Annotated in this window: 11 protein-coding genes; 3 read left to right on the top strand and 8 right to left on the bottom strand. The window is 38.4% G+C overall.

The genetic code is table 11. From position 1 onward, the window contains the following. Nucleotides 1-6: 6 nt before the first annotated feature. The 3 genes from C9J45_RS18355 to C9J45_RS18345 all read right to left on the bottom strand — a co-directional run bounded on the left by C9J45_RS18355 (nucleotide 7) and on the right by C9J45_RS18345 (nucleotide 5,492). Nucleotides 7-1,608: a response regulator gene (locus tag C9J45_RS18355; RefSeq protein WP_107207601.1), complete on the bottom strand. Its 1,602-nt coding sequence runs from the start codon at nucleotides 1,606-1,608 to the stop codon at nucleotides 7-9. Nucleotides 1,609-1,897: 289 nt separating this feature from the next. Beyond that, a complete protein-coding gene (locus C9J45_RS18350; RefSeq protein WP_107287950.1) occupies nucleotides 1,898-3,751 on the bottom strand; it encodes an ABC transporter ATP-binding protein in 1,854 nt (617 codons plus the stop codon). A gap of 310 nt (nucleotides 3,752-4,061) precedes the next feature. Beyond that, nucleotides 4,062-5,492, bottom strand: coding sequence for a sodium-dependent transporter (locus C9J45_RS18345; protein ID WP_107207603.1), 1,431 nt, complete (start codon nucleotides 5,490-5,492; stop codon nucleotides 4,062-4,064). 514 nt (nucleotides 5,493-6,006) lie between these two features. Here C9J45_RS18345 and C9J45_RS18340 point away from each other — a divergent pair. Next, the gene (locus C9J45_RS18340) at nucleotides 6,007-6,693 is read left to right on the top strand and encodes a DNA alkylation repair protein (RefSeq protein ID WP_107207604.1); all 687 of its coding nucleotides are present in this window, start codon (nucleotides 6,007-6,009) and stop codon (nucleotides 6,691-6,693) included. A gap of 84 nt (nucleotides 6,694-6,777) precedes the next feature. Here C9J45_RS18340 and C9J45_RS18335 read toward each other — a convergent pair whose 3' ends face one another. Together C9J45_RS18335 and C9J45_RS18330 are read right to left on the bottom strand one after the other, a co-directional pair. Beyond that, nucleotides 6,778-7,272 (bottom strand): peptidylprolyl isomerase, encoded by a 495-nt coding sequence (locus C9J45_RS18335; protein ID WP_107292849.1) that lies wholly within the window; start codon nucleotides 7,270-7,272, stop codon nucleotides 6,778-6,780. 80 nt (nucleotides 7,273-7,352) lie between these two features. After that, nucleotides 7,353-8,198 (bottom strand): patatin family protein, encoded by an 846-nt coding sequence (locus C9J45_RS18330; protein ID WP_107246091.1) that lies wholly within the window; start codon nucleotides 8,196-8,198, stop codon nucleotides 7,353-7,355. A gap of 179 nt (nucleotides 8,199-8,377) precedes the next feature. Here C9J45_RS18330 and C9J45_RS18325 point away from each other — a divergent pair, with 179 nt between their 5' ends. Continuing rightward, on the top strand, nucleotides 8,378-9,037 hold the full coding sequence (locus tag C9J45_RS18325) for a site-specific DNA-methyltransferase (RefSeq protein WP_107207607.1): 660 nt from the start codon (nucleotides 8,378-8,380) through the stop codon (nucleotides 9,035-9,037). Nucleotides 9,038-9,064: 27 nt separating this feature from the next. Then, nucleotides 9,065-9,679: a cold shock and DUF1294 domain-containing protein gene (locus tag C9J45_RS18320; RefSeq protein WP_107292848.1), complete on the top strand. Its 615-nt coding sequence runs from the start codon at nucleotides 9,065-9,067 to the stop codon at nucleotides 9,677-9,679. Between the two features lie 91 nt (nucleotides 9,680-9,770). Here C9J45_RS18320 and C9J45_RS18315 read toward each other — a convergent pair whose 3' ends face one another. From C9J45_RS18315 to C9J45_RS21695, 3 genes are all read right to left on the bottom strand, one after another. Continuing rightward, complete coding sequence (locus C9J45_RS18315) at nucleotides 9,771-10,403, bottom strand: hypothetical protein (protein WP_107292847.1); 633 nt, start codon at nucleotides 10,401-10,403, stop codon at nucleotides 9,771-9,773. Nucleotides 10,404-10,724: 321 nt separating this feature from the next. After that, a complete protein-coding gene (locus tag C9J45_RS18310; protein WP_107207610.1) occupies nucleotides 10,725-11,366 on the bottom strand; it encodes a hypothetical protein in 642 nt (213 codons plus the stop codon). Nucleotides 11,367-11,571: 205 nt separating this feature from the next. Next, nucleotides 11,572-11,730 (bottom strand): hypothetical protein, encoded by a 159-nt coding sequence (locus tag C9J45_RS21695; RefSeq protein ID WP_199190640.1) that lies wholly within the window; start codon nucleotides 11,728-11,730, stop codon nucleotides 11,572-11,574. Nucleotides 11,731-11,792 lie beyond the last annotated feature (62 nt).

Here is an 11,792-nt window from a genome sequence, read left to right as displayed (position 1 = left end):
TAACGTTTAGTAAAGGCGCTGGTTGAGTACGGTATGTTTCGTTTTTAATGTTTTATACCATTCAGGTTTAATATCTTGTGACTCAAATACCCACCTTGCTTCGTTGACAGTATTTTTTTCACTAACATATAAATCGAGGTGTCCACGAGCAAATAGTTCCACTATGCAGCGTGCCAAAGTGATATCAAAACGGTACATCGGCCATAATGTAAAAAGTAACTGTCCAGCCGTCACAAATTGTTTTTGTTTTACCAACTGTAAGGTATAACTATACTCAGCACACTTGCTCTCATTAATTTTAGCCGTCTGCGCTTTTAGCCACATCTGCTTAATGACATTATGTGGTTCATTAGGTTGTAAATTGAAAATGTTGGTCAACTGCTTTACAAACTTAATGATATGAGTATGCATTGAAAGCTTAATGGCTGTACTTAGCGCAATAATAAGAAATTCGCTTGGTAATTCATTATATTCATGGTGCTCTACATAATTTAATGCATTCATAAATTCACGATACGCAATCAAATTAGAATCATTTTCAGCGGCCTGATATGCCTGTAATAAATAGATATAGGCGCGATCGTGCTTAGTGATCTTCTGCTGCTGATTAATAGAGCACCATAGTTTCTCTATCGACTGGTGCTTTTTGTTGTATTGTTGTAGCTGTACCCACACTAAAAATGCGTAGTTTTGAGGTTTATCCCAAATGGAAAAACGCAGTGAAAAACAGGCTTCTCTGATATGACGTTCGATCTCAGTGTCGTGTTGAAGACAAAACTCAATCCATATTAAACCAAACAAGCGGTAGAGATTATTACGGCTTACTTTATGCGCCGCTAACCAAAATTCATAGCCTATGCTTATACGGTTCTGTTTTAATGCAGAGCGAGCTTTAAGATCTAATAGTGTCAGGTGTTGTTGTGGGCTAGAAGAATTAATTGATGTAAGCAACGGAGTAAGCTGGTCAAATTTATTTTGCTCTAACCATAATTGCGCTAATAATAATTTAGCAGGCACATAGTCATTTTGTTGAAGTAAACTATTTAACATGACGTCAATATCGTTATAACTTGTCGTCACTTTATTTAGCAATAATCGTTTAGCCAAGGCTGTTACACTCGACCAATATTTATCACAATAAGAATAGTTTTCAATAAACTCTTGTACACCTAACCAACCCTTTGATTGGTAAGTGTTAAATACAGCATCTTCAAACTTATGCTTATTAAAATGGAGATTTATTCGCGTTGTCAGTGTTTCTAAACGAAAAGGCTTAATTAAATAGTCTGTAGGTTGGTATTCAGAAAATCCCATCAAAATTGATTCTGAATCATCTGCAGTAACAATAAAAATCAAAGGATGATGAGTGATCAATTGATTGTGGTGGAGGCGCTCAAGTAACTGAAGGCCTGTGCTGCCAAGACCTAAATTAAAATCAATAAAAATGATATCGAATACATTGCGTTGGCAAAGCTTTATTGCATCTTGTGCATTTGATGCAAAATAAATTCGTTGTGCTTCAAATTTCGCTTTCAACAGAATTAATTTAGTCGTTTGCTGAATAATTACACTGTCATCGACAATTAGAATTGATTGACTATTAACCATATAAGCTCAGAAAAGGAAAATGGATTTAAAATTTGTAAAGGGAGCGGGATGATAATAGCTAATTAAATAATCAACAAATATTCTTATGTAACAACGTGTAACTCAATTAAGCTTTTGTTTTTTGGTGGGTTATCTTCATGAGGAATATTACTGTTAGGCGTTTCAACGTGAATCAAGGGAAGAGTTGTATGAAAGGGGCAGTGCTATTGAATACGGATAATCTTATTATAAAAAAGAGGTCGCTAAGCGACCTCTTTTAACATCAATCACACATAGGCTAAGTTAATAGTTAACTTTCAGTGGCAAGGTGATGATTTTCTTCGCCAATGAAGCCACCAGTTTGATGTGCCCATAACTGAGCATAAATACCTTTCTGATTGATGAGCTCTTGGTGTGTACCTTGCTCAATAACCTGGCCTTTATCTAATACGATAAGACGATCCATCGCTGCAATAGTCGATAAACGATGGGCAATCGCGATAACTGTTTTGCCTTCCATTAATTCAACCAAACTTTCCTGAATCGCCGCTTCCACTTCAGAATCCAACGCTGAGGTTGCTTCATCTAAGATTAAGATTGGCGCATTTTTCAGTAATACGCGGGAGATAGCAATACGCTGACGTTGTCCTCCTGAGAGTTTAACACCACGTTCACCCACCTGAGCATCGTAACCAATATTACCAAACGGGTCTGTCAATGTTTCGATGAACTCATGGGCATGTGCTTGTTTAGTTGCGGAAAGCAACTGCTCTTCACTGGCTTTAGGATCACCATAAAGAATGTTGTCTTTAATAGAGCGATGAAGCAAAGACGTATCTTGCGTTACCATGCCAATTTTACTGCGTAATGAATCTTGCGTAACTTTCGCAATGTCTTGCCCATCTATGCGAATATTTCCGCCTTCTAAATTATGAAAACGTAATAGCAAGTTAACTAAGGTTGATTTGCCTGCGCCAGATCGACCGACTAAGCCAACTTTTTCACCAGGTTTAATATTCAACGTGAGATGGTTGATAACATCTTTATTTTCGCCATAGTTAAAGCTTACGTTATCAAATTCAATGCCACCATTTTGCACAGCTAATGGCTTAGCGTTAGGCTCATCTTCAATTTCAACTGGCTTAGACAGCGTTTTCATACCGTCGACAACGGTACCCATATTTTCAAATAACGCACCCACTTCCCACATGATCCACATCGACATGCCATTAATACGCAGCGCTAAACTAATCGCAATTGCAATCGAACCCACTTGAATTGCACTGTGCATCCACAGGTAAATAGAGAGGACAGAAATAGAAAAAAGTAATAAGTAGTTAGCTAATTGAACGCAAATATCAAATCCGGTAACCAAGCGCATTTGATGATGAACCGTTGCAAGGAAGCCCTTCATCCCTTTTTCGGCATAATCGGTTTCATATTTACTGTGGGAGAACAGTTTGACTGTTGCAATATTGGTATAACTGTCAACAATTCGTCCTGTCATGGTCGAGCGGGCATCAGCTTGCTCTGCTGCGACCTTCTTTAGCTTAGGAATAAAGTGAATTTGAATACCAATATAAGCGATTAACCAAGCCAACATAGGTAACATCAATAGCCAATCCGCTTGAGCAAGGATCACTAACATCGAAGTAAAGTAAACAGAGACATAAACGAAAACATCAGCCGTTTTCATTACCGTTTCTCTTACTGCAAGAGAAGTTTGCATGACTTTAGTTGCAATACGTCCTGCAAAGTCATCTTGGTAAAACGACAGGCTTTGTTTGAGCAGATAACGGTGAGCTTGCCAACGAATGGACATTGGGTAGTTACCCAGTAACGTTTGGTGTGATAGCAATGATGAGATCAAGACTAATAGTGGCATTACGATAAGCACGACCACGGATAACCAAATTAAGGTTGTCCCGTTTTCAGCTAAGAATGTTTTAGGATCACTTGCTGCTAGCCAATCGACTAACTTACCCATAAAACCAAATAGCACAACCTCAATAATTGCAACAATAGCACTAAGTAACGCCATGCAAGCTAACGGCTTTTCAAATCCACGAGTGTAATAGCGACAAAATGCAAAAATACCTTGGGGGGGTTGTGTGGGCTCTTGCTTTGGAAAAGCGTTCGTGAAACCTTCGAAGCGTTTGAACATAGTTCACCTAGTTAGTATTGGCATTTTGTTATTAGCTGTGTAGTCGCGCATTCATAAGAAAATGAGGAAAAATATGATTTATGATTGAGCTTATTACAGTAAAACCGTATGCATGGCAGTTAATTATTTAAACGCTCTCAGTGTACGAATTATTATGAAGGGTCTCAATACGAGAATACAAATTTATAAAAATATACAAGTATGGCCAGATTTCATTTGTAATAAATGTATACCGATAAGAAAAAAAAGGTTTGTCATTGTTAGTGACAAACCTTTCATTGTTATATTGTCATGATTGTAGCGAATAGATTTACAGCTTTTTAGAGAAAACCCCACACAGCGCAATAATCGCTAAACCTAATAACATGATGTCGCCTTTATCACTATCAAATCCAGCTTTCACACCTGAAATTGCAACAATAGCGATAGCCACTGGAATGATATATTTAATCAATACATACCAAAGGTTGAACAGTGGGAATGACACTTTTCCGTTATTGGTAATTTCTTTTTTTAGCTCACTTCGATCTAAACGCCAGCCCGCAAATAGACACACCAACATACCACCAACAGCAAGGAAGATTTTGTCAGTAAGTAAGTCAAAGACATCAAATGCGCCAGTGTCGAATAGCTTAGGACCAAAGCCACCAATAGATAGCGAAGCAAGAATACAAAGTAGCGCCATCACAATACTTGCGCTGATCACCGCAGTCACACGGCTAAAACCTTTCTCGTCAATTAAGTAGGCAACGACCACTTCCAGTAATGACACTGACGAGGTTAATGCCGCCACACTTAAAGCAACGAAGAATAAAATTGCAAGTAAGAAGCCGATGCCACCCATTTCAGCAAACAATTGCGGAACAACGACAAATACCAAACCTGGCCCTGCAGAAGGTTCCATGCTGAACGCAAACATTGCAGGGAACATAGCGATACCGGCGAGTAATGCTACCCCCGTATCCATCGCCGTAACCATAGCGGTGGTTTGTACGATATTCTCTTTTCTGCGTAAGTAACTGCCGTATGTCAGCATACAGCCCATACCTAAACTTAGTGAGAAGAACGCCTGTCCCAGTGCAGCAAGCACAACAGAACTATCAATTTTTGAAAAATCAGGCTTGAATAAAAACTCTAAGCCCGCCATTGAGCCAGGTAAGGTAAGGCCTTTGATAGACACAATGATTAAGATAATGAAAAGCAGTGGCATTAACACTTTACCTGCTTTTTCTATACCACCTGAAACGCCTCGGATAACGACAAAAATATTAAATAAAAGGTAAAGTCCCATCCAGAAAAGCGGTTGTATAGGATCAGAAATAAAGCTACCAAAACTATCGTTAATAGCCGTTGGCGTACTTAATAATCCGGTTGAAATTTTATAGATATAAGCAATGGCCCAACCACCAACAACAGGGTAAAACCCCATGATAAGTAGGCCACTTAATACCCCCATGATGCCAACAAACGTCCAACGACGATCGGTGGTTTTAAATGCGCCAACGGCAGACAAACCTGTTTTACGTCCCACTGCAAATTCAGTTAGCATGACGCTAAAGCCAATGAAAATAACGAAAAACAAGTAAATAGCAACAAACGCGCCGCCACCATTGTCGCCAGCAGTATAAGGAAACTTCCAAATGTTTCCTAAACCAACAGCAGATCCTGCTGCGGCCATAACAAAGCCAATTCGTGAACTCCAGTTTCCACGATTAGCGGTTGGAGAAGTTGATGTGTCCATAAAACATCCTGTTAATGATTGTAGTGAGTCATAATTGTTATAAATATTTAGTCTTAAATATCCTTTTCACTATGAGAAATATGAAAATCTTTGACTATAAATCATAAAATAAAAAGTTATTTAAACTGATTGAGTTTACATAATTAACATATTTATCACGCATTGGCGGGGTTGAAAATCATTAATTGTAATGAATTAGTTAATTTCTGTAAAAAAGATAGAAGTGTTATTAGATGTTTACACTTTTTAGTTTTGCACGCTGCTCAATTAATCTGTATACAAAAAATGGAAGATTGTGCTGATAACTAGTTTGCTATTGATAACCTAAAATAAAACGGTTTCGAATCGCTTGGGATTATAAAGTGTTTTATAAATTGATTGTTTAGAGTGAATATGAAACAGTTAAGCGAACAGCGTTCCATTTGGTTCGTTTATATAATAAAAAGTCAGCCAATTGGCCATAATGTGTAGTGTCATAGCGTCATTACACAGTGCAAAAGGAAAGATTCGCCCAATGTCACTTGTTATACCTATGGTTATTTATATACAGCAGCACTTAGCCAAAGTTGCAGATAAAGCGGTTGCTGCCAATATGCAACAAACACTTAGGGTAAATCAGCCTTGCTATGGGGTTAATGCCGAGCAACGAAGTGAAATTTTTAAAGATGCGAGAGCACATACAAAAATTGATAATGCAGAAAATTATCGTCGCTTACTGCTTTGGCTATGGTCCGGTGTTTATCGTGAAGAGCGTTATTTAGCACTTGATGCTGGTGAGTATTACCATGCATTTAGAAATGAACATGCTTTTCACACTTATCAAGAAATGCTGGAAACTGTTGATGGGGTTGATATTGCTGATCGCTTAGTTGAGCAGTTAATCAGTCCTGTTGTGTTAGGGCATCGCGAATTTGAATCAAAACTAATTGAATGGCGAGAGTCTGATAATAAATGGTTGAAACGAGCGTCATTATTGGCGCATTGTCATCACAAACAGCATACCAATGTCGACTTACTGTGCGAGACAGTACTGCTATTAGCCGATGATAGTGATTATGAGGTGCAGCAAGCGATAGGGTTAGTATTGCGAAATTACAGTGAAACCGATTTCCCTTTCGTTGATCATTTTCTTATATCGAATATTGGTATATTAACGCCGCAAGCTAGGCGAGAAGCAAGAAAACTTACATTAGGTTTGTAGCGATATTTAAGCCTTTACAGTTAACGGTAAAGCCCGTATTACGCTAACTCGATCATAGCGAGTTAAACGTATACGGGCTTTTTACTATTCAACGATAGTGACTTTTTCAATCACAATCGGATCACGAGGGACATCGTCATGATCGCGAACAGATAATGTTTTTACTTTTGAAATTTTGTTTACTACGTCCATTCCAGCCGTTACTTCGCCAAAAACAGTGTATCCCCAGCCCGCATTTGTTGTTGCTGTGTGATCAAGAAAATCATTGTCAGCAACATTAATAAAAAACTCAGCCGTTGCTGAATGCGGGGCATCTGTTCTTGCCATTGCGATAGTACCTATCACATTTTTCAGACCACGGTTTGCTTCATTAACAATGGGGGCGCGGGTTGGTTTTTCTTTCATTTTCACAGTGTAACCACCACCTTGGATCATAAAGCCTTTGATCACTCGGTGAAAAATAGTGTCGTTGTAAAAACCGTCTTGGCAATATTTTAAGAAGTTCTTAACCGTAACAGGCGCTTTTTGCTTGTTCAGCTCAATCGTAATATCGCCAACATTGGTGGTAAAAATAATCATCTAAAACTAACCGTGGTGTAAATTGAATCGGGCAGTATACGTAATAGTGATGCTATTTGTAGTAAAAAAGTCATTAAATATCATGGCTTAAATTGAAGGTCATTATTGATCAGCCTTAATCCTGCTTCTCTACCTTGTTGATAACCTTGATCTAATTTACTGATATCTTTAGTTAATCTTTTAATCATAAACGTTTTATCAGGTGCAATGGCGGTGATTTTGCAATCCTTTGGCGGATTATGAATAAAATACAATGCCTTATTATAGCGAGACTCTTTGGTTAAAAACTCTTGCCCAAACACGGGATTTGTTCGGAATAAGCGACGTGTTAACCATGGCACTTGTCGATTTTTAGCAAACAAACCTTGAGCATGAGATAGAATAACTGTGATATCACGTGCGCCCTTATTGTAAGCCTCGATCACTGGGATAGGATCGGCAATACCGCCATCGCTCATTTCAATACCGCCAACTTGTGGAAATTGACGGTAAATGATCGGTAGGGCGCATGTTGCAGTCATCACTTCATTTAAGTTGTTACGTGTTACTTCAACGTAGTTAGGCTCACCCGTATCGACCACCGTTGTTGTGGCGTAAAGTGGGACATTACGATTCTCATATTTGTGTAGCTCTAAAGGAAGATGACTGATACTGGTGTTCCATAACCAATCAATATCAATTAAGTTACCACCTTTAACAAAACGTCTGTAATTAATGAACTCCTTACTGCGTGCGTATTCGGTAATAACTTTATAGTTACGTTGATAACTTTCACACAGATATCCCATGAGTACTACAGAGCCTGCTGATACGCCGATAGTAAAATCAAATGGGTTGTAACTACGTTCAATAAAAGCATCTAATACACCAGTGGCAAAAATGCCACGCATTGCCCCACCTTCGACAACCAAAGCGCGTTTACTCATCACTGTTCCTTATCCTTGGTGATTTAATTATTCCATATTGGAATTAGACGATATTACCTTTAAGAATATGCACACATTTAATTCTAGATCACATTTTTATGAGTTTTTTGTTATTTAACGTATTATGACGGACATTATTTTGCGTGTTTCTCCTCCCACATATTAGATTAGGTTTGTTGATGCAAATTTTCCAAAAAGATGCGATTGAGTGGTTAACAGCTTTGCCCGATCAAAGTATTGACTTGATGATCACCGATCCACCTTATGAGTCGCTTGAAAAACACCGCTCAGTGGGAACAACAACGCGATTAAAACAAAGTAAAGGATCGAGTAACCAATGGTTTGATATTTTCCCCAATGAACGATTTGAAAGTTTATTGACGCAAGCCTATCGCGTTTTAAAACCAAACAGTCATTTTTATTTGTTCTGTGATCAAGAAACAATGTTTCACATTAAACCGATTGCAGAGCAGGTGGGGTTTAAGTTTTGGAAACCCATCGTGTGGGATAAAGTCGCGATAGGGATGGGATACCATTATCGAGCACGTTATGAATTTATTTTGTTTTTCGAAAAAGGTAAGCGAAAACTGAATAACTTATCGATTCCAGATGTATTGGAATGTAAGCGTGTTTATCGTGGTTATCCGACAGAAAAGCCCGTCCCACTATTAGAGATATTAATAGAGCAAAGTAGTGTTGAAGGTGATGTTATTGCCGATCCGTTTTTTGGTTCAGGTTCAACATTAGTGGCGGCCGATAGGTTAGCGCGTCAAGCATGGGGTAGCGATATCTCTGATTCAGCCCATCAACATTTAAAACAACGTCTATCGTCGCGATAGACGACATTTTTTAAGCTAGGAACAAACATGGCCCAACCGGGAAAGATTATTAGCTGGAATCAACAAAAAGGTTTTGGATTTATTGCACCAGATAACGGCGAGCAAGATGTTTTTTTTCATGTCTCTGCCTTGCCGGATAAACAGTGTCGTCCTCGTATCAATGAGGTCGTAACATTTCGTATAGGTAAAGATAAAAAAGGGCGCATGTCAGCAACAACAGTGACATTGACCAAAGCACATTCAGGTTTAGATAAATACACCGCACCTTTTTCAAAGTCACAGTGGTTTAGTGTTATCTTTTTGGCTTTTGTTGCGATATCTGTGGCGCTTTTTAATACCCCTTATCAAGTACTGATTGGATATTTAGTATTAAGCGTTGTGACTTTTGCGGTGTATGCACATGATAAACGTGCGGCTAAGTTAGATAAATGGCGAACCAAAGAAGCAAGCTTGCATATATTAGCCTTAGTGGGGGGATGGCCTGGTGCGTTATGGGCACAAAAGATATTGCGCCATAAATCTCAAAAACAGCCATTTAAAGCCATATTATGGGCAATGATCATACTTAACTGCGCGGCGTTTATTCTATCGTTTACCCCAGAAGGGGTGACGTTAATTAAACAAGTGTTACAGCTAATTTAAAATAGAGCGTGATTCATTATAGTAATGAATAAGATTCTATTAATCGTCCAGCATAGACCAATGTATAATGACGTGCTGGGCGATCATTCATTTATCGAATAACAGAAATGTCGCCATCTGCATCAGCAGACCAAGTAAAGTACTGGTTACCTTTACCTGAAATAATCGCGCTACCATTTGTGATATAAGGATGAACTTCATTGATATTATATCGGTAAGTCAGCGGCGATGTAGATTCAGTAGACCAGTATGTAGTATCGTTGTCCGCAGTATTAACCAACATACCTTTAAATGTGATTTGATTACTATTATTCATCGCCATGATGTAATCATCATCAGTGTTTTTATCCAGAGTTAATGAAATAATTTCGCCATTTGCAATCGCGTTGTGGGTGGTAAACTGCATCGCTTCAATGGTGTGAATAACAACTCTGTCAGTTTGTTTTTCTACCTTGATACGACCTTTTGTAACAGCAATATCAATATTTCCCTGAATTTCAGGAATATAACATTCATTAGAATTACCAACCGGTAGATTCTCAGCACAGTCCTTTGCTGCTTTTGCTACAACAGTTAAGGCATCTGCAGTTACGTCTGCATAGTTTTGTAAATCAGCATGGCTCAAGTTATCAACATCAATCCCGCCGTGATTTACAACTTCATCACCAACATTACAACCTAATAATGTTGCTGTTACTATTGCCACTAAACATAACTTCTTCATACAAGACCTTTTATCAATATATGTATAAATACTGTGAGAGAGGGTAGGTTGTTAATAAATTGAAAGCAATCATTCGCAGTGTTAATGACTTGGTTTTGACAAAGAGATGACAGTAATGGTTGTTTTCAAATAATTTTCATGACACTTGTCTAACAGAACTGCTCAGATATTAAATGATGTTAACTGAACCTAGAAAAGTAAAGGTTACTGCTTATTTCTGCTATCGTAGCTGGAAGAAATTTATTGTTTAATAAACAATTGGTTAAATGAAAAAAAACAGCACTAGATTATAGTGCTGGTTAATGAATGCTAGGCGTAACTCTATTGAGCGGTAATATCGCCATTACTATCAGCAGACCAATTAAATGTCTGGTTATCTTTACCAGTAATTACGGCATTACCGCTGATAAGGGATGGAAGCTTGATATTGGCATCATATTTAAGAGCTAGCCCAGTTGTTGATTCAGTAGACCAATATTTTGCATCGCTGTCAGCGGTATTAATGAGCATTCCCTTAAAGGTAACGTTATTTCCGCCAGGTAGCGTTTTAAGGGTCATGTTGTAATCTTTATCAAGGTTTTCACTGAAATTAAGTGAAATGACTTCACCGTTTGTCACTGCATTTGGAGAGGTAAACTCCATTGCTTTTGTTGTATGAACAATAACAGTTTGATTTTCCTGTTGTTCAACGTCAATTTGGCCTTTTGCTACAATAATGTTTGTCGTTGTATTGCTAGCGCTAAGGTCACATTGTTTTGTCTCGCCAACAGCCATTCCATTTGAACAATTATCAGCCGCTTGCGCGATGACTGCTAATGCATCGGCAGTTAACTCTGCGTAATCTTGTTTTTGGGTTTGAGATAAATTATTGATGTCGATACCGCCGTGTTCTACAACTTCGTCACCTGCGTTACAGCCAACAAGTACTGTAGCTACCATTGCTGCTAAACATAACTTCTTCATGTAAAACCCTTTTTCAATATATGAATAAATATTGCAGAAGATGTTAGATTGTTAATAAATTAAAAGCAATCATTTGCAGTGAGAATAACTTACTTTTTACAGGGTTATGACAAAAGTCGCTATTTTTGTGGTGTTATGTCAGGTAATTGTCAGCTTAGAGGGGGAGGTCGTTGGTATTTTTCTTAGTATTTACTAGATATTCTCTTTAAAGTGAGTGTAATGGCAAAGTCGCTTGGTAATTACGATACGACAGAATCGCTTGGTTATCACATCGCTTTTCATGCTCCGATAGCACCCCATTGTCGAGTAGACGACACTTGTTACCAAGTGCCGTCCCTCTAAGAACCGTACGTGCAACTTTCACTGCATACGGCTCAAGCCTCCACTAAGGCACCGATTGGCACCCAGCAACTTACAAAGCAGCGA

This window comes from Photobacterium sp. GB-1 (assembly GCF_003026165.1).
GTDB lineage: Bacteria > Pseudomonadota > Gammaproteobacteria > Enterobacterales > Vibrionaceae > Photobacterium.
This window is presented reverse-complemented; position numbering and strand designations above follow the sequence as displayed.

Bases quoted from the DNA above. Each gene is read 5' to 3' on its own strand.
- C9J45_RS18355 (WP_107207601.1), bottom strand. From the start codon at position 1,608: ATGGTTAATAGTCAATCAATTCTAATTGTCGATGACAGTGTAATTATT.
- C9J45_RS18350 (WP_107287950.1), bottom strand. From the start codon at position 3,751: ATGTTCAAACGCTTCGAAGGTTTCACGAACGCTTTTCCAAAGCAAGAG.
- C9J45_RS18345 (WP_107207603.1), bottom strand. From the start codon at position 5,492: ATGGACACATCAACTTCTCCAACCGCTAATCGTGGAAACTGGAGTTCA.
- C9J45_RS18340 (WP_107207604.1), top strand. From the start codon at position 6,007: ATGTCACTTGTTATACCTATGGTTATTTATATACAGCAGCACTTAGCC.
- C9J45_RS18335 (WP_107292849.1), bottom strand. From the start codon at position 7,272: ATGATTATTTTTACCACCAATGTTGGCGATATTACGATTGAGCTGAAC.
- C9J45_RS18330 (WP_107246091.1), bottom strand. From the start codon at position 8,198: ATGAGTAAACGCGCTTTGGTTGTCGAAGGTGGGGCAATGCGTGGCATT.
- C9J45_RS18325 (WP_107207607.1), top strand. From the start codon at position 8,378: ATGCAAATTTTCCAAAAAGATGCGATTGAGTGGTTAACAGCTTTGCCC.
- C9J45_RS18320 (WP_107292848.1), top strand. From the start codon at position 9,065: ATGGCCCAACCGGGAAAGATTATTAGCTGGAATCAACAAAAAGGTTTT.
- C9J45_RS18315 (WP_107292847.1), bottom strand. From the start codon at position 10,403: ATGAAGAAGTTATGTTTAGTGGCAATAGTAACAGCAACATTATTAGGT.
- C9J45_RS18310 (WP_107207610.1), bottom strand. From the start codon at position 11,366: ATGAAGAAGTTATGTTTAGCAGCAATGGTAGCTACAGTACTTGTTGGC.